Source organism: Streptomyces sp. RLA131, from assembly GCF_056270125.1.
The window spans coordinates 6,681,459-6,706,174 of sequence record NZ_JBWDOQ010000002.1 but is presented as its reverse complement, the minus strand read 5'-3'; the positions used below and the strand labels follow the sequence as shown (position 1 = coordinate 6,706,174).

The following is a 24,716-nucleotide window of genomic DNA, read 5'->3' as shown; positions in this document are numbered from 1 at the left end:
GTGGCCGCCGACGTCACCGGGTCGCGTGGCCGACGGCCGACGGCTGCTGCCGGGCCTGCTCAAGGGCGGTGCCGAGGATCGCGGCGCCCTCCTCGGCCTCGCTGACCGTCAGGGACAGCGGTGGCGCGATGCGCAGGACGTCGCCGGCGCGGCCGCCCCTGCCGATGAGGAGGCCGTTCTCCCGGGCCGCTTCCAGCACCAGGCCGGCGGTGGGGGCGTCGGCGAGCTGGACGCCGAGCATCAGGCCCCGGCCGCGCACCTCGCGGACGGCCGGGTTGCCCGCGACGATCGCTTCGAGCCGGGACCTGAGCAGTCCGCCGACCCGGCGTGCGTTGCCCTGGAGATCGTGGTCGAGCAGGTACTTGAGGTTGGCCAGGGCGCCGGCGGTGGTGACGGGGCTGCCGCCGAAGGTGGAGATCGAGTTGGCGGTGAGGCAGTTCATGACCTCGGCGCGGGCGACGACACCGCCCATGCTGAGGCCGTTGCCGATGCCCTTGGCGAAGGTGAGGATGTCGGGCGGCCCGGACCGGGCGTGGGCCTGCCAGCCCCAGAAGTGCTCGCCGGTGCGGCCCCAGCCGGTCTGCACCTCGTCGGTGATCCACAGGATGCCGTGCCGGTCGAGGACCTGCTTGAAGGCGGCCAGCAGCCCGTCCGGGCCGGAGGTGAAGCCGCCGACGCCCTGGACGGGTTCGGCGATCAGGGCGGCGACCTGACCGTTGGCCTGGCCGAGGAGGTCCTCCAGATCGGCCACGCAGGCGGCGGTGAACCCGGCGTCGCTCAGGTGCGCGAAGGGGCCCTCGCCGCGCACGCCGCCGTGGACGTAGAGCGTCTGGAGCGGGGAGAGGCTGGTCGGGGACCACGCGGTGTTGCCGGTGATGCCGATCGCGGTGAAGGAACGGCCGTGGTAGCTGTTGCGCAGGGCGAGGATCTGGTTGGACCCGCGGTAGGTGGTGGCCAGCAGCAGCGCGGTGTCGTTGGCCTCGGTACCGGAGGTGGTGAAGAAGACCCGGGCGTCGGGGATGCCGGACAGCTGGGCGACGCGCTCGGCGAGGTCGACGGCCTGACGGCTGAGGTAGAGGGTCGAGGTGTGCAGGATCCGGCCGGCCTGCTCGGTGACGGCCGCGGTCACCTCGGGCAGCGCGTGGGCGGTCATGGTGGTGAGGATGCCGCCGAAGAAGTCCAGGTACCGGCGGCCCTCGGCATCCCAGACGTGACGGCCCTCGCCGCGGGTGATCTCGATGGGCTCGCGGTAGTAGGTGGCGAGCCAGTCGGGAAGGACGGCCCGGTGGCGGGCGTGGAGCGCGCGGTGGCTGTTTTCCGTCACGGTGCCCATGATCGTTCCTTCGCTGGGGATGGTCGGTCGGCGGCTGTGCGGCGCGGCTCCGGAGAGCGGGGCGCGGCGGCGGGACGGGCTATGCCTCCGTCAGCGGACCGTAGGCGTCGGGGCGGCGGTCGCGGTAGAAGGCCCACTGCCGGCGGACCTCGCTGATCGTGTCGAAGTCGAGGTCGCGGACGACGAGTTCCTCCTCCTTGCCGGAGGCCGTCCCGCCGACGATCCGGCCGCGCGGATCCACGAAGTACGAGGTCCCGTAGAAGTCGTTGTCGCCGTACTCCTCCACCCCGACGCGGTTGATGGCGGCGATGAAGTACTCGTTGGCGACGGCGGCGGCGGGCTGCTCCAGCTGCCACAGGTACGAGGACAGACCGCGGTGGGTGGCGGAGGGGTTGAAGACCAGCTGGGCGCCGGCCAGGCCCAGGGCGCGCCAGCCCTCGGGGAAGTGGCGGTCGTAGCAGATGTAGACGCCGACCTTGCCGACGGCGGTGTCGAAGACCGGCCAGCCCAGGTTCCCGGGGCGGAAGTAGAACTTCTCCCAGAAGCCGTGGACCTGCGGGATGTGGTGCTTGCGGTACTTGCCGAGGTAGGAGCCGTCCGCGTCGATGACGGCGGCGGTGTTGTAGTAGAAGCCGTCCTGCTCGATCTCGTAGACGGGGGCGACGATCACCATGCCGGTCTCGCGCGCGAGGGCCCGCATCCGGCCTACGGTGGGGCCGTCGGGGACGGGCTCGGCCCATCCGTAGTGCTCGGCCTCCTGCACCTGGCAGAAGTAGGGTGCGTTGAAGACTTCCTGAAAGCCGATCACCTTGGCGCCCTGCGCGGCGGCGGCGCGGGCGTGTTCCTCATGCTTGGCGATCATCGACTCCGTGTCGCCGGTCCAGGTGGCCTGGACGAGCGCGGCGCGTACGACGTTGGGCATGACCAGCTCCTCTACGCACGTAGATCCTCGCTGTACGGGCACCGTAGGAGCCCTCACCCACTGTGGCAACACCGCGCCCGTTACTCAACGCAAGGGATCACGTTTCGCGGTCGGGCAGACCCGCCCGGCGCAGTGCGGCGGCCACGTCGCGGCGCCGGGAGACCGAGTGCAGGCCGGCGGCGTCCAGCAGCGGGCCGGCCAGGTCGTGGCGTTCCCGGACGATACCGGCGGCGGTCTCCGGGGTACGGGCGCGGGCCACCCCGGCCAGCAGGGAGACGGCCTCGGGGCGGTGGCCGGCGTCGCACAGGGCGGCGGCGGTCAGGGCGATCTCGGCGGCGGGGCGGGCGGCGGCCTGGTTGAGCAGGGTGAGGCAGTGCTCGGGGCGGCCGGCCTCGGCCAGGGCCACCGCCACGGCGGCCAGCCGCGCGGGGGGCTGGGCGGCGATCTCCCACAGCAGGGTCTGGACGTCGGCGGAGAGACCGGAGCGCTCCAGGGCCTCGGCGAGAAGGGGCAGTTGGCCGACGGCGGCGGCCGCGGCCTCGCTCATCAGGACGTATGCCTCACCGCTGCGGCCGGAGCGGCGCAGCTCGCCCAGCCGGTCGGCGGTGTGCTGGGCGGCGGCACGGTGTTCCGCCCGCTCCCGGGCCTCGGCGGCCCGGCGCTCCTCCCGGCGGCCGCCGGCCGCCTCGGGGGCGCCGGCGAAACGGGCGCCGCGGGCCGTCGCGGGCGCGGCCGCCGGTACGGCCGGGGGCTCCACGGCGGGCTCGGCCGGTTCGGCGTCCGGCGCGCCGGCGAAGCGCGCGCCGCCGTACCGGGCCCCGCCGCGCGACCGCTCCCGCTTGCTCCGGCCGGCGGGCTTGCGCGGCGGGTCGGCGGGGGCGGCGGAGGCGGCGGGGGCGGCGGGGGCGGCGGGGGAAGTGCCGGCGGGTGCGGGAGCCGGTGCCGGCTCGGCGGCGGGCTCGGCGGTGGACCGGGGCGCCGGTTCCGCCGGGCGCGGGGTCTGCCGGGCCTCCCGCGGGGCGGGGACCCGGGCCTCGCGGAACCAGTGGCCGGGCGCCGGCGGGCGGGCCGTCACCGCGTCCAGCCGGCCCTGCAGTTCCAGGCAGCGGGCGACGGCGCGTTCCCGGTCGTCCCGGGCCCAGGCGAGGTCGTTGGGGTCGGCGGTGCCGAGCTGGACCGCGCGGGCGGTGTCGCGTTCGCGCAGTACCGCGTACTGCCGTTCCCGCTGCATGTCGTCCAGCCGTTCCCGCAGCGCCGGTTCGCTGCCGGGCGCCGCGTCCAACTGCGCGACCGCGGCGGTGTAGAGCCGCTGCGCCCGTCCCAGGACCTCCCCGGTGACCGGGGCGCCGCGCCCGGCGGCCACATCGTGCAGAACGGCCAGCAGCACGTCCCAGGGGGGCAGGTCGGCGCCGTCGAGATAGGCCCGTACGCCGTCCGGATCGCGGGCGGCGAAGACTCCGTACCAGCCCGGCGGGTCGCCGAGCGCGGCGACCAGGGAGCGGAAGTACTGCGTGAACTCCCCTACGGCGCCGCTGACTTCCGCACCCGCCCTGCCATCCACGGTCGCACCTCCCAGACCGCCGCGCGAGGCGGCGGAAGCGTGTGGTCCGCTGGCATTGGACACCAGTTGTGTTACGGAGCGGCTACAGGGAGTTTTCAGACGGCGCACGGTGGCGCCGGTAGTGCCTGGCCACGCGGGCGCGGTTGCCGCAGGACGGCTTGCACCATTCCTGCCGGGCGTGCGCCTTCACGAAGTAGCGCACGCAGCGCGGCGCCGCGCAGGCCCGCAGCCGTTCGCGCCGGGGTCCGGCCAGGAAGTCGACGGCCGCCCGGGCCAGCGCGGCGGCCAGCGCCACGGCCGGATCGGCCGCGCCTGCGGGCGCGCCCGCAGGCGCGGGCACGGGCAGTGGCCGCAGCCGGGCGACGGGCGCGGCCCCGGCTTCCGGCGGCCAGTCGAGGGTTACCGTGACCGGTTGCCGTGCCGCCGCCGCGTTCAGCCGGGCCACCGCCTCGGCCGCGGGCAGCAGCCGGTCGGCGTCCGCCCGGCTGGGCGCCCCCGGGCTCACCGCCCGTGCGAACAGGGCCCGTACGGCGTCCCGTACGGCCACCACCGCCAGCCGCGCCGCCTCGTCGGCCTCGAAGGTCTCCCCCAAGGGCTGCGCCCCCGGCCGGGCGGCCCGCTCCCGGAGCCACACCGTCAGCCCCTCGGGGTCGGCCAGGTCGTCGGTGATGCCGTCGTGGCCGTCGTGGCGGATCGTGCCCGCCAGTTCCAGGGCCGGATGGTCTTCCATGGCTCGGCCCCTCACCTTCCGTTGCCGCCGCGGGCCCGGGGCAATGCTACGCGCCGCCGCCTGAGGGCCCGGGTCAGGGCGACAGGTGGCCGGTGAGGGCTTGCCAGCGGGCCCGGGCGGCGTCCAGGTCGGTGCGCGCGGAGGCGAGGCGTCCGTCGGCGCGCTGACGTTCGGTGAGCTCGGCGAGTCCGGTGCGGGCGGCCTCCGCGGCGGCGGTGTCGGCCCGGACGCGCCGCAGTTCGGCCTCGGCGTCCGCGATGAGGCTGCGGCGCCGCTTGCGGAAGGCGCTCTCCTCCTCGGCCGCGTCCTCGATCCGCCCGGCCAGGCGCCGTACGTCGGCCTCCTCGTGATCGGCCCGCGGGTAGCGCACCGGCCGCTTCCTGCCGCCCGGGGCCGTCACATGGATGCGGTACTCGTCGGGCGTCTGCTCGTAGCGGACGGTCACCCCGGCCAGCGCGAGGTCCTGGGCGGCGACGCGCAGTACGTGCCGGTGCAGCGCCACCTCGCCGAGGGAGGCCAGGAGTTCGCCCCGGCCGGGGCGGCGCAGGTCTGTCAGCCGCTGTTGCGCGGCACGTACGAGTCCCCGGTGCCGTGACTCCTCGCCGCGCAGCAGGTCCCGGGCCCGGGACCGCTCCCTGCGCGCCTCACGTTCGAGGGTGCGGAGCCGGCGGCGGGCTCCGGCGAGGTCCCGCCGTTCCAGGGCGTACGCCTGGCCGAAGGCGTACGCCCAGCCTCCCGGATGACGGTGCAGCCGCCATCCGACGCAGGCCCCGGCGCCGAGCAGGAACAGCAGCGGCCAGAGCAGGGCCGTCATCCCGGCCGGACCACCTGGGCGGAACCGCCGCCGCGCCGGACGGTCTCGGCGGCGGCGAGCCAGCGGCCGTCGGGCAGACGCTGGATGCCGGTGGCGGCACCGATCTCGGCGGTCTCGGTGAACGTGTGGCCGAGGGCGGCGAGCCGGCCCGCGGCCGCGGTGGCGAGGAACACGGTCTCGGCCGTGGTGGTGGTCGTGTTGCGCTGGCTGGCGCGTGGCGCGGCGATGGCGTCGACCAACGGCAGCCCCCGGTCGACGTGTTCGAGGAGGACCTGCAGAACGGTGGTGATGATGGTCGAGCCGCCGGGGGATCCGAGGGCGAAGTCGACGCGGCCGTGGCGCAGGACGATGGTCGGGGAGATCGAGGAGCGCGGACGCTTGCCGGGGCCTGGCAGGTTGGGGTCGTGGACGGTGGCGCTCGCCGGGGTGAAGGAGAAGTCCGTCAGCTCGTTGTTGAGCAGGAAGCCGCGGCCGGGGACGGTGATGCCGCTGCCGCCGGTCTGCTCGATGGTCAGGGTGTACGACACCACGTCGCCCCACCGGTCGGCCACGGTGAGGTGGGTGGTGTTCTCGCCCTCGTAGGTGGTGGGGGCGGCGGTGCCCGTGGTGGAGCAGGCGGCCGGGTGGGCGGGGTCACCGGGGGCCAGCGGGCTGGTCAGGACGGAGTCGTCCTTGATGAGGCAGGCCCGGGAGTCGGCGTAGGACTGGGAGAGCAGCCCGGCGGTCGGCACGTCCTCGAAGGCCGGGTCGCCGACCCAGCGGCCCCGGTCGGCGAAGGCGATGCGGCTGGCTTCGAGGTAGCGGTGGAGGTACTGGGTCTCGCTGAGCCTGGCGAGGTCGGTGCCCTCCAGGATGTTGAGTGCCTCGCCGACGGTGGTGCCGCCGGAGGAGGAGGGCGCGATGCCGTACACGTCCCGGCCCCGGTAGGAAACCCGGGTGGGGGCCTGCCGTCGGGCCCGGTAGGAGGTCAGGTCGGCGGTGGTGAGGTCGCCGGCCCGCACGACGCGGCTCGACGCCGGGTCGACGGGCGGATTGCGTACGGTGTCGAGGATGTCGGCGCCGATGTCGCCGTCGTAGACCGCCCCGACGCCCTCGCGGCCCAGTTCCTCGTAGGTGGTGGCGAGGTCGGGGTTGGTGAAGGTGGAGCCGACGGCGGGGAGTCGGCCGCCGGGCAGGAAGAGCTTGGCGGTGTCGGGGAAGTCGGCGAACCTGGCCTGGTTGAGCTCGGTCTGGCTGCGGAAGGTGTCGTCCACGGTGAAGCCCTCGCGGGCGATGGCCTCGGCGGGCCGCAGCACCTGTTCGAGGGACCGCGAGCCCCAGGTGCGCAGGGCCGTCGACCAGGTGGCGGGGGTGCCGGGGACGCCGACGCCCAGTCCGCTGGTGACGGCGTCGGCGAAGGGGATGGCCTGGCCGTTCTCGACGAAGAGCTGGTCGGTGGCGCTGGCCGGGGCGGTCTCGCGGCCGTCGATCGTGGAGACCCTGCGGGTGGCGGCGTCGTAGTAGACGAAGTAGCCGCCACCGCCGATGCCGGAGGAGTAGGGCTCGGTGACGCCCAGCGCGGCGGCGGTGGCCACCGCGGCGTCGACCGCGTTGCCGCCGTGGCGCAGCACCTCGATGCCGGCCGCCGAGGCGTCGGCGTCCACGCTGGCCACGGCCCCGCCGTAGCCGACCGCGACCGGGACCTTGGCGGCGGCCGCCGGTGCCGCCCGCGTCGGGGGTGCTGCGGCGACCGACAGCAGGGCAGCACCGACGGCGAGCAGGGACACAGTGCGACGACGCATGCGTGGACCTCCACTTGGGCGACCGCGAACCTTCCGCAGCCTAACGGGATCCCTACCGCATCGTCAGGAACACGTCAGTGCGAACGACTCGAACACCGCTACCATCGGCCCCCAGTCCCCTGACCAGTCCTCGACCGGGAGGTACCCCGAGCGCATGAGCGACGACGTCCGCAACATCGTCCTGGGCCTTGCCGCCAGCGCCATCAGCGCCGGGCTGGGCTGGTTCGTCCGCACCTACCTGTGGCGCCGCGGACTCGGCCGCCAGCAGCGCTTCTTCGGGCTGCCCAGCGGCTCGGAGTGCCTGCTCGTGGTCAACCGCGACCCCGGCTCGCGGGACTGGAGCGTGGCCCGCCACGACGTCTTCGCGCTGATCGAGCTGTCGGCGCTGATCAAGGACTGCCGGGCGCACGCCGAGATCCTGCCGCACGACACGGCCTGGCAGGGCTTCGGGGCCCGTACGGAGTTCTGCATAGGCGGCCCGGTCTCCAACCACCGCATGGCGGCGCATCTGCGCTCCAAGCTGCCGGGTGTCGAGGTCAACCTCGACAATGTCGGCCCGGACCGGGGCGCGTTCACCGTCAGCGGCGAGACCTACCGGCTGGACAAGGGCACGGTGGAGCACGTACTCCTCGCCCGCCTCGCCGCCGACGAGAACACCGGGAACAGCCGGCCGGTCTTCCTCTCCTCCGGCCAGACCTCGATCAGCAACCAGGCCGCCGTCCGCTATCTGGCCCGGCACCACGTCCGGCTGGCCCGCAAGTACGGCCTCGACGGCTCGTTCTGCCTGCTGCTGAAGGTGACCAACTCCCAGGCGTACGGCCCCGACGTGGTGGAAGTCGTCGCCGACGTCACCCGCGCGGCGGCCGCACCGATCATCCGACCGGTGGCCTTGACGGCAGAATGACGGCGTGAGCAAACCGAACACGCCCGTCCCCAGACCGCCCTGGCTGCGCCGGATGACGGCCCGCGACCCGGGCGAGCCGCACCGCGCGGCGACCCCGCTGGAACTGCTCTTCGACCTGTGTTTCGTGGTGGCCGTGGCCCAGGTGGCCGCGCGGCTGCACCACGCGCTGTCCGCCGGCCACGTGGGGTCCGGGGTGGTCAGCTATGTCATGGTCTTCTTCGCCATCTGGTGGGCCTGGATGGGGTTCACCTGGTTCGCCTCGGCGTACGACGTCGACGACGTCCCGTACCGGCTGACCACGTTCGTGCAGATCACCGGCGTCCTGATCCTGGCCGCCGGGGTGCCGCGGGCCTTCACCGAGCACGACTTCACACTGCCGGTGGTCGGCTACGTCGTGATGCGCGCCGGGCTGGTCCCGCAGTGGCTGCGGGCGGCCCGTTCGCATCCGCTGGGGCGCGGAACCGCCCTGCGCTACGCCGTGGGCATCGTGGTCGTCCAGTGCGCCTGGGTGGGCTGGCTCTGGGTGCCGTACGCATGGCGGACGCCGGCCTTCGCGGCGCTGGCCCTGCTGGAGGTCTGCGTACCGGTCGTGGCGGAGGCCGCCGGGAACACACCGTGGCATCCGCACCACATCGCCGAGCGGTACAGCCTGTTCACCCTGATCGTCCTCGGCGAGTCGGTGCTCGCGGCGACCCTGGCGGTGCAGCAGGCGCTGGACGAACGGCAGACCCCGGTGACGCTGTTCGAGGTGGCCGGGGGCGGGCTGCTGATCGTACTGTCGGTGTGGTGGCTGTACTTCGCCAAGCCCGCGGCCCGGTTCCTGACGTCCAACCGGACGGGTATTCCCTGGGGTTACGGCCACTACCTGATCTTCGCCTCGGCGGCGGCGGTGGGCGCGGGGCTGGCGGTCAACATCGACTACGCCACCCACCACGCCCACATCGCGCACGCCGTCGCGGCGGCCGCCGTGACCGTGCCGGTCGCGGTGTTCCTGCTGGTGCTCTACGTGCTGCACGTCCGGCCGCACCATGTGAGCGCCGCGCACGCGCTGCTGATACCGGTTACGGCCGCCGTGGTGCTGGCCCTGACGTTCACCGGGACCCCGGTACTCGCCACCGGGCTGCTGCTGGCGGCCCTGGTGGCGGTGTCGGAGGCCGTCGCCCGGCCCGCGGCGGTGGCTATCCCTTCGGCGCCCTGACGCACAGCCGGTCCAGGACGGCCGCCGCCATCGCCTGCTCCCCCAGCGCGTTGGGGTGCGCGGGGGCGGCGGGCGAGGCCGGGCTCAGCGGCTCGATCCAGCGCACCCCGGGGGCGGTGCACATGTCGTGCCCGACGGTCGGGGTGTAGGTGTCGACGTAGGTCGCGTGGTAGGCCCACGCCTGCCGGGCGAGCATGGCGTTGAGCGCCTTGCCGATGTCGCGCAGGTAGGCGAAGTCGCCGTCGGCGAAGGGCACCGAGGGGCGGCAGCCGACACCGTTGTCGGGCAGCAGGTCGGGGTAGCCGACCACCAGCACCCGGGCGTGCGGGGCCCGCTTGCGGATGCCGGCCAGGACGGCCGCGACCTTGGGGACGGTGGCCTTGATGTTGGCCTGCAACTGGTCCGTACCGCTCGCGTTGTAGTACGCGCGGCACGGGCTGCCCGTGGGGTCGCCGGAGGCGACGCCGGCGCAGGTGCGGATGATGCTGCCGAAGCCGACGTCGTTGCCGCCGATCTGCAGGGTGACCAGGTCGGTCTTCCGGTTCACCGCGTCGAGCTGCGGCGGGTTGGTGCCCTGGGCCTGCCACATCTCGGCGGTGGTGGCGCCGCTGCAGCTGACGTCGGTGAGGCTGGTGCGGGAGAGCCCCTTCGCCACCAGGGAGGGGTAGTTGCTGCTGGAGCGGAGGCAGTTGGCGTCCACCTGATCCGGGATCAGCGGGCCGGAGGTGTACGAGTCGCCGAGGGCGACATAACTGCGGGCGCCGCCCTGACCCTGGCCCCCGTGGCCGTGATCGTGGGCGGCGGCCGGAAGGGCCGTACCGGCGGTGAGCGCGACGGTGGCGCCGATTGCGGCGGCCCCCCGGACCAGCATGCGTCTGTGCATGTGAACCCCTCTGTGTCTACGGTGACTTGGCTCAGGTTCGGTGCCGTGGGGGCGGCTGTCAATGGTCCGGACAGCCGATCGTTACTCGTGCGTAACACTCACGAGTATTACCAGCGGTAAGAGTTCGTGGTTACTCTCCAGTCACTTTCATCCGGCGTGACTGGAGCCGCACCATGAAGACACCCCCCACAACAGCAGCCTCCGTCTCCGTCGCCCTGCTCGTCGCCACCGCCCTCGGGCTGTCGGCGGCACCGGGCGCGTACGCCTCGACCGCCACGACCCGCACGGCAGCCGTGAGCAGCACCGCGGCCGCCGGCAGCGCGGCGACCGCCACCGTGCGGTTCACCGACATCCCCGGGTCCGGCGGAATCACCCTCAAGGGCAATGTGGTCACCCCCGGCGGCTACGACGGCTCGCAGCGCTACCCGCTGATCGTGCTGCCCAGCAGCTGGAGCCTGAACGACCTGGAGTACCTCGCGCAGGCCAGGGCCCTGGCCGACTCCGGCTATGTCGTGGTCAGCTACACCCCGCGCGGTTTCTGGCAGTCCGGCGGCGAGATCGACGTCGCGGGCCCGAAGGACATCGCCGACTCCTCCCGGGTCGTGGACTGGGCACTGGCCGACACCCCCGCCGATCCCGGCCGGATCGGCATCGCGGGCGCGTCGTACGGCGCCGGGATCAGCCTGCTCAGCGCGGCCTTCGACCCCCGGATCAAGGCCGTGGCCTCGCTCAGCGGCTGGGCCGACCTCGTCGACTCGATCTTCTCCGGCCGCACCCAGCACCTCCAGGCGACCGCACTGCTGGGCGGAGCCGCGTACCTCACCGGCCGGCCCGGCGACGAACTCCAGCAGATCCTCTCCGACTTCCTGTCCTCCCGCTACGACCGCGAGGACGCGATGCGCGCCTGGGGCAAGCTGCGCTCCCCCGCCACCTACCTGGACCGGCTCAACGCCAACGGCGCCGCCGTCCTGCTCGCCAACAGCTGGGGCGACTCGCTCTTCCCGCCCAACAGCTACGCCGACTTCTACGACCGGCTGACCGTCCCCAAGCGGCTCGAACTGCGGCCCGGCGACCATGTCACCGCCGAGGCGACCGGGCTGCTCGGACTGCCCAACGACGTGTGGACCGACACCGCCCGCTGGTTCGACCACTACCTCAAGGGCGACCACAACGGCATCGACAGCGAATCGCCGGTGCAGCTCAAGTCCCGTACCGGTTCCGGCGGTTACGAGGGCTACGCCGACTGGTCCTCGGTCGTCGCCGACCGGCGCACCCTCGACCTGGGCGGCACCCGGCGGATCGGCACCAACATCGACTCCGGCGCCGACTGCGGCGTCATCTTCCTGACCAGCCTGCTCGACCAGATAGCGCAGAGCCCGCCGGTCGTCTCGGTGCCGCTGCTGCCGCGCGCCTTCGCGGCGGTCTGGCAGTCCGGCACCTACGGCTCCGCGCAGCCCGTCCGGGGCACGGTCGAGCTCCACACCACCGTGACCCCCTCGGCCGCCACCGGCACCTTCGTGGCCTACCTCTACGACGTGAACGCGCTCGGCGTCGGCAAGCTGGTCACCCACGCGCCCTACACCTTCACCGACCGCACGGCCGGCCAGGCCTTCGGGGTCGACCTGGAGCTGTTCTCCACGGCGTACGACGTGCCGAAGGGCCACCACCTGGCCCTGGTGCTCGACACCGTCGACCCGCTCTACATCACCCACAACCCGCTGCTGTCGACGATCACCTTCTCGTCCCCGGCCGCGGATCCGTCCACCCTGTCGGTGCCGGTCGGCTGACACGGCCGACACGGCCGACACGGCGGAGCCCCCGGTCCACCGGGACCGGGGGCTCGCACGCTCACTCCGTCAGGAGCTGGAGGCCTGCGGCGCGGCGCCGCCCTGGCCGCCACCACCACAGCCGCCCTGACCGCCCTGACCGCCCTGACCACCGGGGGCGCCGGACGCGCCGCCGCTGGGCATGCCGGACGGGGCACCGCTCATCTTGCCGGTGGGCATCCCGGACGGGCCGCCACTCGGCATCCCGGACGGCCGGCCCGAGCCGCCGGCCCCGCCGGGACCGCCGCTCGGACAGGCCGTGCTGCCGGATCCGGCACTGCCGCTGGACGAGGAGTCCGAACCGCATCCGGCCAGCAACAGGGTCGAGGCGGCCAGCAATGCGACGGCGGCGGGCACCGTACGGCGGCGGCGAGTCGTCAGGACACGAGTCATGGGTCAGTAGCTCCTCAGTGGTCCGGCGCCACACGACGCCCGGGTATCCCTTGACCTGTGAGCCAATCCCACCCACGTATGCCGACGCTGTGACCGGCCTGTGATTGCCGTGTGTGTTTGGCCAAGGCCCGTTCGGGCGGGCGAGGTTCGGCCGGAGGAGGAGCCGGGAAGGCCGCTCAGCCCAGGACGCGGTGAACGAGGGTGTCCCGTTCCGGCTTGGGGATGGCGGTCCAGCGGGTCCCGCGGATCGCGCCCTCCAGGGCGAGCAGGGTGTGGGTGCAGGCATCCTCCGGAAGCTCCTCCCGGATCCTCTCGAAGGCTCGGCCCGCGCCGAGGCGGCGCAGTTCGTCGGCGTCCGTCACACCGCCGCGGCGCAGTCGCTCAGCGAGCACCGCTCCGATGTTCGGCATCTGCTGCAGGGAGTCCATGCCGACATCATGCACCGCCGGACGGTCCGTCAGACCGCGATCTCGGCCCAGACACGCTTACCGCCCGGGAGGATCTCGGTCCCCCAGCGGAAGGTGTAGGCCGCGACGAGCTGAAGTCCGCGGCTGTTCTCGGCGGTGGTGGGGAACGGCCCGGTCGTGATCAGGCAGGGCAGCGAGCGCGAACAGTCGCGTACCGAGATGTGCACGAGCGTGAGTCTGCGCCACAGCGTCAGGCCGATCTGACGGCCACCGGCGTGGCGTACCGCGTTGGTGACCAGCTCGGCGAGGACCAGGCCGGCCGTCTCCAGCAGATGACCGAGACCCCACACGTCCAGGGTCGCGGCGAGGATCCGGCGGGCCTGCCGCGGGGCCTGGTCGTCACAGGGCAGGAAGACCTCACCCACGAGGAGGGTGATCGGCGGGTAGTCCACCGGCTCGACCGGTTCGGCGGAGGCGTCCCGGGGTATGTCGAGGGGGGCGGCCTCACCGGTATCGCGGGCGATTGGCGCCTGTGCGGTCAGGTTTTCACGCATATGTCCACCTCAATTGTGCTGCAGGTGGCGCCGAGCATTCCGTGAAGGCCCTGTGAAAGCGATACCCCCGCGCTATTCTCACGGCGATATACCCCCTGGTAACTCGACTGGGGGCCGTCTGCGGGGCGGGAGAGTTCACCCATGTCCGGTTCGTCGTCACCGTCTTCTGCGTCTTCACCCTCCCCGGCGCTGCCGGGCGATCCGGCCGTCACCGTCCCCGACTGGGCCTGGCAGCGGGAGGAGATACGCGAGGCCCTGCGCAGCCGCGACGCCGGTGCCATCCTGCGTTTCGCCCAGCAGTACGGCGGCGCGAGCCAGTCGCGGATCGCCGCCGCCACCGGGCTGCTGCAGGGGCGGGTCAACGAAATCGTGCGCAACCGGCGGGTGGTGGTCCGCTTCGACGTCTTTGAACGGATCGCGACCGGGCTGCGTATGCCTGACGAGGCACGGATGCTCATGGGGCTCGCACCGAGGGGTCTGACCGGCTCCACCCCCCGGACCCTGCTCGAACACCCGCAGATCGCGGCCGTGTCCCGGACGAAGACGGAGGCGGTGCAGGAGATCCGGCAGGCGGCGGCCGGCGCCGAGTCGGTGGATGTGATCGGCGTGCGCGCCCTGGGCATGGTCGCCATGGGCGACTCCCTGCTGCGGGGGCCGTTGACACGGCCGGAGCGCGAGAGCGTGCCGCGGCTACGGGTGCTGGTGCTGCACCACGAGAGCCCGGCCGTGCCCCGGATCGCCCAGGAGGTCGGCGAGACGGCCCGCTTCTTCTCCGCGAGCCTGCGCTTCGCCGAGGAACTGCTCGCGGAGCTCGCCGAGGAGGGCACCCTCAAGCTGGAGGTCTACCGCTACCTCGCACCGCCCGTCTGGCGGCTGGTCCGGCTGGACGACACGGCGTTCGTCGAGCTGATCGGCGGCCGCAGCGATCCGCACGCCACGCAGGTCCACCGGCTCTCGCCGACCCCGCCGGCCTCCCTCGTATCGGGATTCCAACGCCACTTCGAGGCCCTGCGGGAGAGCGGCGAACGCGTCATCTGACCCGCGGGCCCACCGGCTAGCTCTCGGAAACCTCGGCGTAGACCTGCGACAGTTCCGGCGAGCCGCTCGCCGCCCAGTCGTGGCCGGCGCCGACGACATCGACCTCCCGTCCGGAACCCAGCACCACCACGGGCCGGCCGTTCGGCCACACCCGCCAGGCCGCGCCCGGGACCGTGCGGATGATGACGGTGCCCAGATACAGGCCGGCGTCGTTGCCGAGCCACGGCAGCTCGTCCGGGTCGTCACGCCAGCGCGGCAGCAGCTGGTCCAGGCGTTCCAACGACACGGCGGTGTCGTCGAGTCCGACCCCGGCGGCCGAGGCCTGCTCGCGCAGCAGACCGCACTCCGAGAGCAGCTCGGCCACCCCCGCGGGGTCGTCGGCGACCGGGCCCATCACCGCCACACCGTGCGCCGCCGGGCCGTGGGGGGTGCGCCGCTTGAGCCACTTGTCCAGGAACGGGATGTCCATGGGCTCAGCGTGGCACATGCCGGGGGAACAGCGCCCTGTATACGTTCCGTTGCCGCACAATACGTTACGTAAGGATGCCCGGCGGACGAAGGGGCATGCAATGCGGGACACCACGTCCATCAAGAGCGAGATGGCCGCCGATCATGCCTGGCGGCTGCTGGCGGAGCTGGCCTCGCGGGCGCCCGGGAGGGTCCGGCTGTCGCCGGGGGCGACGGACCGGGAGATCGACGGCTGGGGCGTGCCGTTGCCCGCCGACGTGCGGCAACTGGTGTGCCGGGTGAGGTCGTTCCGGATCACCGGGGTCACCGACAGCGAGGTGTACACCCTGGCGCCCGAGCACGGACTGGCGTCGGGCGGGTGGGCGACGGGGCCGCCCGGTTCGGCCCATCTGGTCCACGACGCCCACGGCGACGCGCTGTTCGTGGACGTGGACGCCGCCAGCGGTGCGTGGGGCCGGGTGTTCGCCGCCACCGGCGTCTTCCACGAGACCTGGGCCTATGTCGCGCCGTCGCTGGTCGCCTGGGTGACCGGCCTGGCCCGGGCCGGGCTGGCGGCGGTGCGGACCGCCGGCGGCACGCCGGGCGACGCGGGCGGCAGGCGTACCGGCACCGGCACCGGCCGGGACACCGACGACGAAGCCCTGCTGGAACGGCTCGCGGAAGCCTCGCACGTCGTCTCGTACCGCCCGGACCTGCGGGGCACGCCCGTGCCGCTGGCCCGCGCACACGCCGAGGCGGGCGCCGACCAGGAGCTGGCCGCGGTGCTGTCGGCGCTGCCGGACGAGGCGCTCGTGGTCGACCTGCGGGAGGTCCGGGCCCCGGCCACCATGCATCTGCCGTGCCCGCCCGCGCTGCGCGGCGGGCACGTGGAGTTCCAGCGCCGGGTGGGCGGGCGCTTCGCCGTGGGCTTCCCCCGGGCGGCTCAGACGTCGAGGTCGACGACGACCGGGGCGTGATCCGAGGCGCCCTTGCCCTTGCGCTCCTCACGGTCGACATAGGCGTCGCCGACGGCCTTGGTGAACGGCTGGTTGGCGTAGACCAGGTCGATGCGCATGCCCCGGTTCTTGGGGAAGGCCAACTGCCGGTAGTCCCAGTAGGTGTACGGGCGGTCGTACTTCAGCGGGCGGGGCACGACATCGCTCAGCCCGGCCTCGCGCAGCGCGGCCAGCGCGGCCCGCTCGGCGGGGGTGACATGGGTCAGGCCCTCGAACACCGCCGGGTCGTACACGTCCTCGTCGGTGGGCGCGACGTTGTAGTCGCCCAGGACCGCGAAGGGGCGGCCGCCCGCCGCGTCATCGGCGACGGCGGCGCGCAGCGCCTCGAACCAGCGCAGCTTGTAGGCGTAGTGGTCGTGCCCGACCTCGCGGCCGTTGGGCACATAGACCGACCAGAGGCGGACCGGGCCGCAGGTGGCCGACACCGCGCGCGGCTCCTCGGCCTCCTCGTAGAGCGGGCCGCCGGGCAGGCCCACCACCACGTCCTCCAGGCCGACGCGGGAGAGCAGCGCCACCCCGTTCCACCGGCCGGTGCAGTTGACGGCGGCCTCGTAGCCGAGCGCGCGCAGCTCGTCGAAGGGGAACTGCTCCTGCGAGCACTTGGTCTCCTGGACGCACAGCACGTCCGTGCCGGAGGCCTCCAGCCAGGCCAGCAGCCGGGGCAGGCGGGCGGTGATCGAGTTGACGTTCCAGGTGGCGATGCGCATGCCCTCGAATGTACCGCCCGCCTCCGACAGTGCCGCCGCAGAGCCGGTGTCCGGACCCCGGCCGGGCGCCCGCCCCTCCCCCAGCCCGACGGCCGGGTGGGGTCCCCCCGGCCGAAGGCTGGGGGAGTGCCCCCAGGCCCGCATGCCCCCTGCAGTCCGGACCCCGGCTCTCAGCGCAGGTCGACGCTCTCGCCCGGCGTGAGCCGGCTGTGATCGGCGCCGCCGACACCGGGGCCGTTCGGGCCGAGCATGTTGTCGTAGACCATCCGCGCGATGTCGCTGAGCAGCCCGTCGTGGACGTCGATCGCGCGCTGCGGCTTGACCTCGCGTACGTAGTCGATGACCTCGGCCACCTTGTTCCACGGGGCGTGCACGGGCAGCAGCAGGGTGTCGACGGGGCTGTCCGGCACGGTGAGGGCGTCGCCGGGGTGGAAGACGCTGCCGGCGCCGGTCCCGATCAGGTACCCCACATTGGTGATGCGCGGGATGTCCGGGTGGATCTGCGCGTGCAGCTGGCCGTGCACCTGGATGTCGAACCCGGCGGCGGAGAAGGTGTCTCCCTCCCCCACGGTGTGCACGCGGCCCGGGAAGGCCGCCGAGATCTTCTCGGCGACGCTGCCCAGGGTCCAGATCCGGGTGGCCGGGTCGGCCTCCAGCGCGGCGCGCAGCCGGTCCTCGTTGAAGTGGTCGAGGTGCTCATGGGTGACGAGCACGGCCTCGGCGCCGACGGCGGCGTCCTCCTCGCTGAAGGTGCCGGGGTCGATCACGAGCGTGCGCCCGTCCTTCTCCAGCCGGACGCAGGCGTGGCCCTTCTTGGTCAGCTTCACCGGTTCTCACCTCGCGCGGGTGCGTTTCGTCGGGATACGGGGAGTCGTTCTCCGGGGGAAAGCAGCATGGTTCCATGATGGCCGACCCGGGGCCGCCCGGTGATCGTCAGCGTGGTGCTGTTTCCTCCTGGATAACCCGCTGGGCCACCGCGAACGCGGAGTTGGCTGCCGGCACCCCGCAGTAGACGGCGGTGTGCATCAGCACCTCCTTGATCTCGGCGGGGCTGAGCCCGTTGCGCAGCGCGGCCCGGGTGTGGAACGCCAGTTCGCCGAAGTGCCCGCGGGCGGCGAGCGCGGTGAGGGTGACGACGCTGCGGGTTCGGCGGTCCAGGCCGTCCCGGGTCCAGATCTCGCCCCAGGCGTAGCGGGTGATGAACTCCTGGAAGTCCTCGGTGAACTCGTCGGCGCCCTCCGCGGCGCCGTCCACATGCGCGTCGCCCAGCACCTCGCGGCGCACCTTCATACCGGCGTCGTACGGGTCCGGCCGTACGTCGGCGGCGCGGGCGGAGGAGGGCTTGGCGGCCACCGCGACCGGAGCGGCCGGGACGGCCGGCTCCACGGCGGCGGCCGGCTGCTGGCCCGACCAGGCGGTGCCGAAGTGCCGGACGAGCAGTTCGGTGACGGCGACGGGCTGCTCGACGGGGACGAGGTGCGAGGCGCCCGGCACGATCGCGAGCCGGGCGTCCGGTATTCCGGCGACCAGTGTCCTGGCGTCGGCGGGCGGGGTGACCGGATCCTCGGCGCCGCCCAGGACGAGGGTGGGCACGGTGATGCGGACCAGTTCCGCACGGCAGTCGTGGGCGGCCAGCGCCTCGCACGCGGCGATGTAGCAGCCGGGGTCGGTGGTGCGCACCATCTGCACCGCCCACTCCACTATGGCGCTCTGCGCTGCCCGGAAATCGGGCGCGAACCAGCGCTCCGGGGTGGCGGCGGCGATCTGGCCGAGGCCGTTGGCCCGGACCATCACGCCGCGCTGGCGCCACTCGTCGGGGGTGCCGAAGCGGGCGGCGGACGAGATCAGGACCAGCGAGGCCAGCCGGTGCGGGGCGTGCAGCGCGAGCTGGGTGCCGACGGCGCCGCCGATCCCGCAGCCGGCGTAGCCGAAGCTGTCGATGCCGAGCCGGTCGAGGGTGGCGAGCAGCCGCCCGGCGAGCTCGGCGGTGGACACCGCGGGGTGGGCGGGGGCGCCGCCGTGACCCGGCAGGTCGTAGCGCAGCACGCGCCACTGGCCGGCCAGCGCCGGGACCTGACGGTCCCACATGTGCCAGGTGGTACCCAGTGAGGGACCCAAGATCAGGACGGGAGCCTCTTCTGGCCCGTCAAAGCGGTATTGCAGGTTGTTCGACGGTGTCTCACTCACGCCCCAGACCCTCTCACGTCTCACAGACGCCCCTATAACGCGGGGGTGCGGGAAACCGGTCTGACCAGGTTGAAGACCTCGCGAGCGGCATACCGTTTGAGGCATCGGATGATCTCACGTCGGGTCTTGCCCTCCTGGGTGCGACGTTCGTAATACGCCTGGGTGCGCGGGTCGTGGCGCAGCCGGGTGAAGACGATGCGGTGCAGGGCGGCGTTGGCCTGCCGGTCGCCGCCGTAGTTGAGCCGGCGCGTGCTCCGACGGCCAGAGGAGTACTCGATGGGGCTGACTCCGCAAAGGGCAGCAAAGGACGCCTCAGTGTTCAGTCGCTCGGGGTTGTCCCCCATGGTGATCAGGAGAGTGACTGCGCTGTCCGGACCGATACCCACCGGTACAAGCAGTTGCGGGGCATGGTGTTCGACGAGCCGGGTCAGGCGTTGGTTCAGCTCGTCGATCTGCGCGGTGAGCTGTTCGCTGCGCTCGGCGAGCATGCGCAGCGTAATGTGGGTGGCCTGGACCACTCCATCCTCGTCTCCCCCACCGTCGTGCGGGGCGAGGCGCGCGCAGGTGCGGAACAGCTCGGCGTCGCCCAGGCTGGACATTCGTTCCCGCAGGGCGGGGTCGGCGATGACCAGGACGGCTTTGAGCTGGTTGATCGCCTGGGTGCGGGCCTTGACCGCGGAGTCCTTGGCAAGTTTGTAGACCCGGGCGCTGTGCACCGGTCCGTCGCCGGACTTGGCCCGGGCCCGGGCGCGACCGCTGAGCACGGCCCGCGCTGCGGCCTGCGCGTCGAGCGGGTCCGACTTGCCGAGCAGACGGCGGGCCGACCGGTCGGGCCGATTCACTTCGAACACCTGGACGTGCTGAGCCAGCAGGTAGCGGGACAGACCCGCACCGAAGGTGCCGGTGCCCTCCACACCAGCCCGGCGCACCGTCCCCCGCTTGCGGGCCCAGACAAGCAGGTGACGGTAGCCGGCCGCCGTCGCTGGGAAGGACTCGGTGCCCAGGATCTTTCCCAGCGGGGAGATCACGGCCGCGACATGGACTTTGTCCACGCCCAGGACGATCTCCCGCCGAACGGGCGGATCCGTACTGGAGGAGGAGCTGTGCTTTCTACTCGTCATGGTGGTTCACCTTCCGCGTCGTGACGTGCTGAGTAGCCGACACTGGCCCGGGCGGTCTGAACTGTGATGGCGCCTGATCATCGGCAAAGCCCTTATGGGGACACGCCCTGTGGCTCGGTGACAGCAGGAACCATCCCGCAACGACAGTCGACAGGCCCGTGACTGGACACTGCGGTCAAAGATCTCAAGAGTCAGACCCCCGAACGGGACGGCACTGCGCAACCGTCCCACCGTTCCCGGCACAACGGCGTAACCCGATCACAGCCGGGTGGCACCGTCCGAACCGGCACGCAAACTGCCCTGGACGAGCTGGCATGGAGTCGGCTTCCCGCCCACTCGTGACCGGTATTGACGGACAGACGTGTGGCCCGCCTCACACGCCAAGAGCTCTTCGAGGGGCCGTACCCGGCGCTGCGCGACGGGCCGAAGCGCCTCTTCCGCCTGCGCTCGCAGCATGGCGGGCGTCACGTCTTCCATCACACACGCCCCCTTACGCCTGCGGCTGTCCGAGTTCGGCGCGGATCTGGGGGAGCGCCTTGGTGCCGAGCAGTTCGATGCCGTGGAGGAAGTCGCGGTGCGGCATGCCACCGACGTCCATTTGGAGGATCTGTCGGGTGTTGCCGAGCAGCCCGTAGAGGTGGAGGATGCGGTCGGCGATCTGGTCGGGGCTGCCGACAAAGACCATGCCACCGGAGCCGAACGTGGCGGCGCGGTCGGCCCGGGGTGGTGCGGGGCGGCCGGGTTCGGCCATGCCGTCGGCCATCATGCGGTGCTCGTACTCCACATCACTCCCACATGCCCTCTGCCACCGGGCTGTTGCCGTTTCGCGGCAGAACATGGATCGTCCCGTGGTGATCAGGGCCGTGCCAGCCCCGGGCAGTCTCCGCCACAGCCGGTGGCAGGTGGCCTGTCAGATCTCCTTGAACGTCCCGTTTATGCCGAGTTCTTCAAGGTGCTGCTGGATTTCCTCTGCCGCGTCAGCCTGCATCACCAACTGGAGGGTGCCCTGCAGGTAGCTGATCTGCCTCTCGTCCAGGGTCATGTAGAACGCCCGGAAGAGCGCGGCGAAGCCGTCGGCGCTGTCAGCGTTGGCCAGAAGGTTCTTGGTGAAGGAGAAGGCAACCTGCCGCTCCTTGACGGGTACCGGCTTCGGTGAGCTATCCGGCTCCTCACCGCCAGCCGGCTGCGGACGGGTCTCGGCCGCATCACCCACCGGCCCTGCGGACACGGGTGACGAGGCACCACCCGCGGTGTCGCCGACACCCCCGGCGCACGGGCCTTCGTGGGCCGGCTGGTCGCACGTGGAGCATGTCTTGGCCTGCGGTTTGGCCAGGCGCAGGCCCGTGCTCGCGAGATTGACCTGGCCGGGAGCCGTGACTGCCACCTCGGTTCCCGTTCCGTCGACGATGCTCAGCAGCCCTTGGCCTACGGCGTCGAAGATCGCCTGCTGAAGATCGCGGTCGCCGCCGTACAGTAGTGGCAGCCGGGGGGCACTGTAGAAGGCGGCCCGGATGTCGGAGAGGGTCTTGCCGTAGTCGTTGTCGCGGAGGTTGTGCAGGAGGGCCTTGGCGCTGAACTGGCCGGTGTCGAAGACCTTGTCCCGGTTGGCGAGACCCTTCCAGACGAGTAAGCCGTCGAGGGCCGTGATGTTGTCCTTGTCGAACGTGAGCTGGTCCAGGTACCGCTCTCGATCCGGGTCGGGCTGCGCCAGGAAGGCGACATGCTGGTAAGCCCGCTTGATCTGCCTCTCCAGCTGGGTCTTGGCCTCGCTGAGCTCCTTCGCCCCGATGGTCTTGAGCTCGTCGTCGTTCTGAATCTCGGGCGCCTGCAGAGCCTTTTGCCTGGCCAGGTACTCCACCGCCAGGTTGCGTGCCAGGGCTCGCTGCTGCGTGTTCACCACGGCGTAGACCGCGCTGCTGGCCCATTGGACGGGAAGCTGCTGAGAACCTTGCCCGAGTCCCATGGCGACGTTGAGCGCCTCGAGGGTCGGCTTCTCCATGCCGTTGCGCAGACTGAACTGCGCGGGGTCGAGCACGATGAGCCGGATGGTGTGGGCGGTGTCCAGCCCGGCCGTGGCGAGGACGTCGGCGGCGCTGCGCTGGAGGTCCGCCGAGACGTATTTCACGTCACGGAACGGTCCGCTGCTGGTCAGCCTCTTCGCGAAGTCGAAGAGGACCTGGTCGCGCTCCGTGTCGGTGATGGTCCGCCGGATGTTCTTGACCAGCATGCGGTGGGTGAGCCGGGTGGACAGGAAGTAGCGGGCCGGCTTGTTGTTGCCCTGTCCAGGCGTGATGTCGAGTGCGCTCATCCCTCGGTTCGGGTTGACCAGCTCGTCGACGACGCCGTCGGCGTCGGTGATCGTGTAGGTAGTCTCCGGGACGCTGGTGGCCGCCTTGACCTCGGGAGCACTGGCCCCGCGGCCTCGCCCCGGCCGCAGGGTGCCGACGACGCTGGCCAGGAAGATGAAGGTGGCCGCTCGTTCGGCCGCGCGGGGGTTGTGCGAGGACCAGGTGCTCGACGGGCGTTCGAGGTCCTGGCGGCGCGCGGCCCCGGATGAGGCGTCGTGGTTGACGACTTCGATCTCGGCCAGGCTCCGGTAATTGGCGATGGTCCGGTCGTCCTCCACCAGACCGCTGCCCAGGAGCGCCTCTCGGACGGTGTTGTCCGACAGCGGCAGGTCTCCGGGGCCTATGAGGGCCGGCACCCACTCGCCGGCCTTGCCGCGTTGCTGGAGGGCGTAGACCGTGGCAGCGAAGATGCGGATCGTGGACCGTACCCGCTGGAATCCGGTGATCTTGCCCCACTCGTCCTGCGCCAGCTTGATGAGCATGGGGTGGAACGGGTAGCACGTCGCCATCTCCGTGCGCCAGTTGCGACGCCAGGTGGCATTGATCGGGTCCCAGACCTGCTTCGCCCACGCCTTGTCCATCAGCACTTTCTCGTGCAGTGCGGCAGTCGCAGCAAGGACCTCCCCGGCGGGCTCGGCGTCGAACAACCGCCGGCGGAGGATGTCGGCGAAGTCGCCCACGCCGGTCACAGTGGTCGGCAGGCCGTTGCGGTCGAGCTGGCTATTCAAGTCATCACGGCGGCCCTGCGCAGCGCCGGACAGTGAGGTCTTGTCGACGTCGGGGGCGATCATCACGACCAGCATCGCGACGTGAGGGACATCGTTGACGACATCGAGCACTGCCCGCAGGAACGCCATGTCCTGCGCCGCCAGGTCGGTCTTGTTCGCGCCGTCCAGTCCGTTGCCGATGTAGTCGAGCACTTCATCGACGATGATCAGCACGGGCCGGTTCACCGCACTGATGGCCTCAGCGATCTTGTGCTTGTCGCTCCAGAAAGGCCGATAGCGTTCGTAGAGGGTGTAGTCCTTGGAGAACACGCGCCACAGGAAACGCTCGTAGAGGGTGACGGCGGGGCCGTCGAGCTCCTGCACGCCGGCGCCCGGGGTCATGTTGTCGCAGGGCAGCACGACGACGTGCGGACGCCCGAGGTCGTCGGTCAGCGGATGCCCGATCCTGGCCTGTGCCCGCTCAGCGACCTTCTGGCCGAGTTCGGTACCCAGCAGTGCCGCTGGATTGGCGGCCAGGTGATAGGCGCCGATGCACGCGTGCGACTTACCGCCGCCCATGCCCTGGGCGAGCCGGGTTACCGCTCGGGCCTTCAAGTAGTCGTCACCGCCACCGATACGCACCGCGACCTCGGTGAGCAGGTCGATGAGCAATTCGGTCGGGTGCGTGATGTCCCCGTAGTAGCCCGCGTCGGCGTAGGGCGGGCGATCGGATCCGGTCGCGTGAACGGCCCGGAACAGCGACATCTGTACGTCGTCGATCTGCCCGGAGGCGTTGAGGATCTCCTTGCGGAGCTTGAGCGCCTTCCACCAAGGCGTCACGCTGGTCGTCACTGCTGCTCTCCTGGGCTGCTGGACACAAAGGTCGCCGGGGTGCTGCGGATCGTCATCACAAGCGCCGCAACTCGTCGTCATCGATAAGTTCGAGCTGAGGGTTGTCGAGGGCGCTCGCGGAGATGGACTCGGCGGCTCCGACGACGCCGGCCCGGTTGCGTAGCACCCGGGTGAAGCGGACGGAGTCCGGGTCGTTGTTGGGCAGCCGGTCCGCGAGGAACTGGATGGCGGACCACAGGAAGGTGTCGTCGGCCGAATGCTGCGCAGCCGCGAGCACCTGGCCCATGGCCTGCAGGCCATCCTCCGAGGCCGCTGTGAGCGCGAGGGCGATGTCGATGACCGTCGAATCCGCGTTGATCTTGCCCTTGAAGTCGCGGGATGCCACGAACCGGACACCCCCGTCCGCGTCGGGCACCAGGTCGCGGATCGCCGCCAGGTCGAGCGTGGCGGCCAGAGCCTGCCAGCGCAGCTCGGACTTCCCCCGAGCCTGACGGTTGTACAGCGTCACCCACCACAGCGCGAACCGCGTGCGAGCGTCGAAGGTCTCCAGCGGCTGGTGGTCGATCTCGACCGCCATCGCCTCCTGGACCGCGGCTCGGGCCAACGGCAGAAACGTGTAGATGTCGACCGGTTCGCCCTTGGCGTCGAGGATCTCGCTGTACCGGCCGACAACCTCCATGGCCGGCCCCGCAGCCGCCATCAGCATGTCGGCCGGGGCCAATCCCCACCGCTCCCAGTCCGGGTAGCGCCGCTTGATCTCAGCCCTGATCTCGGCCTCGACCGCCCCCTTGCGCCCGGGAGATCGCCCGGGCGCCTTCGGACGGCACGTCATGGTCAACGTGGTCTCGATGTTCGCCTTGCCCTGGTGGCTGCCAGCCTCGGTGTTCGCAGGCCAAGACCCGGTCATCACCAAGCCGGCCTGCTCGATGGCCGTGAGCAGACGCTGCCAGACCTCCGGGTCTCCGGACCCGAACACGATGGTCACCA

The 24,716-nt window shown here is 71.9% G+C and carries 23 protein-coding genes; 5 read left to right on the top strand and 18 right to left on the bottom strand.

Going from position 1 to position 24,716, the window contains the following annotated elements:
• Nucleotides 1-13: 13 nt before the first annotated feature.
• From RWE79_RS31260 to ggt, 6 genes are all read right to left on the bottom strand, one after another.
• Complete coding sequence (locus RWE79_RS31260) at nucleotides 14-1,333, bottom strand: aspartate aminotransferase family protein (protein ID WP_475943435.1); 1,320 nt, start codon at nucleotides 1,331-1,333, stop codon at nucleotides 14-16.
• Nucleotides 1,334-1,412: 79 nt separating this feature from the next.
• Nucleotides 1,413-2,255 carry a nitrilase-related carbon-nitrogen hydrolase gene (locus RWE79_RS31255; protein WP_475943434.1) on the bottom strand — a complete coding sequence of 281 codons (843 nt, stop codon included), beginning with the start codon at nucleotides 2,253-2,255 and terminating at the stop codon, nucleotides 1,413-1,415.
• Nucleotides 2,256-2,352: 97 nt separating this feature from the next.
• Nucleotides 2,353-3,816 carry a hypothetical protein gene (locus RWE79_RS31250; protein ID WP_475943433.1) on the bottom strand — a complete coding sequence of 488 codons (1,464 nt, stop codon included), beginning with the start codon at nucleotides 3,814-3,816 and terminating at the stop codon, nucleotides 2,353-2,355.
• An 82-nt stretch (nucleotides 3,817-3,898) separates the two neighbouring features.
• Nucleotides 3,899-4,546, bottom strand: a complete 648-nt coding sequence (locus tag RWE79_RS31245) for a CGNR zinc finger domain-containing protein (protein WP_475943432.1) — start codon at nucleotides 4,544-4,546, stop codon at nucleotides 3,899-3,901.
• Between the two features lie 73 nt (nucleotides 4,547-4,619).
• Nucleotides 4,620-5,360, bottom strand: a complete 741-nt coding sequence (locus RWE79_RS31240; protein ID WP_475943431.1) for a hypothetical protein — start codon at nucleotides 5,358-5,360, stop codon at nucleotides 4,620-4,622.
• Nucleotides 5,357-7,141 carry a gamma-glutamyltransferase gene (ggt, locus tag RWE79_RS31235; RefSeq protein ID WP_475943430.1) on the bottom strand — a complete coding sequence of 595 codons (1,785 nt, stop codon included), beginning with the start codon at nucleotides 7,139-7,141 and terminating at the stop codon, nucleotides 5,357-5,359. Before ggt ends, RWE79_RS31240 begins: the two co-directional genes overlap by 4 nt.
• A gap of 154 nt (nucleotides 7,142-7,295) precedes the next feature.
• Here ggt and RWE79_RS31230 point away from each other — a divergent pair, with 154 nt between their 5' ends.
• Both RWE79_RS31230 and RWE79_RS31225 read left to right on the top strand, forming a co-directional pair.
• A complete protein-coding gene (locus RWE79_RS31230; protein ID WP_475943429.1) occupies nucleotides 7,296-8,045 on the top strand; it encodes a hypothetical protein in 750 nt (249 codons plus the stop codon).
• 4 nt (nucleotides 8,046-8,049) lie between these two features.
• A complete protein-coding gene (locus RWE79_RS31225) occupies nucleotides 8,050-9,243 on the top strand; it encodes a low temperature requirement protein A (RefSeq protein WP_475943428.1) in 1,194 nt (397 codons plus the stop codon).
• Here RWE79_RS31225 and RWE79_RS31220 read toward each other — a convergent pair.
• Nucleotides 9,224-10,126 carry an SGNH/GDSL hydrolase family protein gene (locus tag RWE79_RS31220; protein WP_475943427.1) on the bottom strand — a complete coding sequence of 301 codons (903 nt, stop codon included), beginning with the start codon at nucleotides 10,124-10,126 and terminating at the stop codon, nucleotides 9,224-9,226. The genes RWE79_RS31225 and RWE79_RS31220 overlap by 20 nt on opposite strands.
• Before the next feature lie 173 nt (nucleotides 10,127-10,299).
• On the opposite strand from RWE79_RS31220, the gene RWE79_RS31215 reads away from it, so the two are divergent.
• Nucleotides 10,300-11,913: a CocE/NonD family hydrolase gene (locus tag RWE79_RS31215; protein ID WP_475943426.1), complete on the top strand. Its 1,614-nt coding sequence runs from the start codon at nucleotides 10,300-10,302 to the stop codon at nucleotides 11,911-11,913.
• Between the two features lie 69 nt (nucleotides 11,914-11,982).
• Here the strand turns inward: RWE79_RS31215 and RWE79_RS31210 are convergent, their stop codons facing one another.
• The 3 genes from RWE79_RS31210 to RWE79_RS31200 form a co-directional block, all read right to left on the bottom strand.
• Entirely contained in the window at nucleotides 11,983-12,345 is a 363-nt protein-coding gene (locus RWE79_RS31210) for a hypothetical protein (protein ID WP_475943425.1), read from the bottom strand.
• Between the two features lie 176 nt (nucleotides 12,346-12,521).
• A complete protein-coding gene (locus RWE79_RS31205) occupies nucleotides 12,522-12,773 on the bottom strand; it encodes a TfoX/Sxy family DNA transformation protein (protein ID WP_475943424.1) in 252 nt (83 codons plus the stop codon).
• 29 nt (nucleotides 12,774-12,802) lie between these two features.
• Entirely contained in the window at nucleotides 12,803-13,306 is a 504-nt protein-coding gene (locus RWE79_RS31200) for an ATP-binding protein (protein ID WP_475943423.1), read from the bottom strand.
• Nucleotides 13,307-13,447: 141 nt separating this feature from the next.
• On the opposite strand from RWE79_RS31200, the gene RWE79_RS31195 reads away from it, so the two are divergent.
• Complete coding sequence (locus RWE79_RS31195; RefSeq protein WP_475943422.1) at nucleotides 13,448-14,344, top strand: helix-turn-helix domain-containing protein; 897 nt, start codon at nucleotides 13,448-13,450, stop codon at nucleotides 14,342-14,344.
• Nucleotides 14,345-14,360: 16 nt separating this feature from the next.
• On the opposite strand, the gene RWE79_RS31190 is transcribed toward RWE79_RS31195, so the two are convergent.
• Complete coding sequence (locus RWE79_RS31190) at nucleotides 14,361-14,813, bottom strand: DUF6278 family protein (RefSeq protein ID WP_475943421.1); 453 nt, start codon at nucleotides 14,811-14,813, stop codon at nucleotides 14,361-14,363.
• A 100-nt stretch (nucleotides 14,814-14,913) separates the two neighbouring features.
• On the opposite strand from RWE79_RS31190, the gene RWE79_RS31185 reads away from it, so the two are divergent.
• Nucleotides 14,914-15,768, top strand: a complete 855-nt coding sequence (locus RWE79_RS31185) for a hypothetical protein (protein ID WP_475943420.1) — start codon at nucleotides 14,914-14,916, stop codon at nucleotides 15,766-15,768.
• On the opposite strand, the gene RWE79_RS31180 is transcribed toward RWE79_RS31185, so the two are convergent.
• The 7 genes from RWE79_RS31180 to RWE79_RS31150 form a co-directional block, all read right to left on the bottom strand.
• Nucleotides 15,735-16,514 (bottom strand): exodeoxyribonuclease III, encoded by a 780-nt coding sequence (locus tag RWE79_RS31180; RefSeq protein WP_475943419.1) that lies wholly within the window; start codon nucleotides 16,512-16,514, stop codon nucleotides 15,735-15,737. The genes RWE79_RS31185 and RWE79_RS31180 overlap by 34 nt on opposite strands.
• A 170-nt stretch (nucleotides 16,515-16,684) precedes the next feature.
• A complete protein-coding gene (locus RWE79_RS31175; protein WP_475943418.1) occupies nucleotides 16,685-17,341 on the bottom strand; it encodes an MBL fold metallo-hydrolase in 657 nt (218 codons plus the stop codon).
• 106 nt (nucleotides 17,342-17,447) lie between these two features.
• Entirely contained in the window at nucleotides 17,448-18,701 is a 1,254-nt protein-coding gene (pcaDC, locus tag RWE79_RS31170) for a bifunctional 3-oxoadipate enol-lactonase/4-carboxymuconolactone decarboxylase PcaDC (protein ID WP_475943417.1), read from the bottom strand.
• A gap of 32 nt (nucleotides 18,702-18,733) precedes the next feature.
• Nucleotides 18,734-19,822, bottom strand: a complete 1,089-nt coding sequence (locus RWE79_RS31165; protein WP_475943416.1) for an IS110 family RNA-guided transposase — start codon at nucleotides 19,820-19,822, stop codon at nucleotides 18,734-18,736.
• Nucleotides 19,823-20,312: 490 nt separating this feature from the next.
• Entirely contained in the window at nucleotides 20,313-20,606 is a 294-nt protein-coding gene (locus tag RWE79_RS31160; protein ID WP_475943415.1) for a hypothetical protein, read from the bottom strand.
• Between the two features lie 126 nt (nucleotides 20,607-20,732).
• On the bottom strand, nucleotides 20,733-23,729 hold the full coding sequence (locus RWE79_RS31155) for a DUF499 domain-containing protein (protein ID WP_475943414.1): 2,997 nt from the start codon (nucleotides 23,727-23,729) through the stop codon (nucleotides 20,733-20,735).
• A 55-nt stretch (nucleotides 23,730-23,784) separates the two neighbouring features.
• Nucleotides 23,785-24,714 (bottom strand): hypothetical protein, encoded by a 930-nt coding sequence (locus RWE79_RS31150; protein WP_475943413.1) that lies wholly within the window; start codon nucleotides 24,712-24,714, stop codon nucleotides 23,785-23,787.
• Nucleotides 24,715-24,716 lie beyond the last annotated feature (2 nt).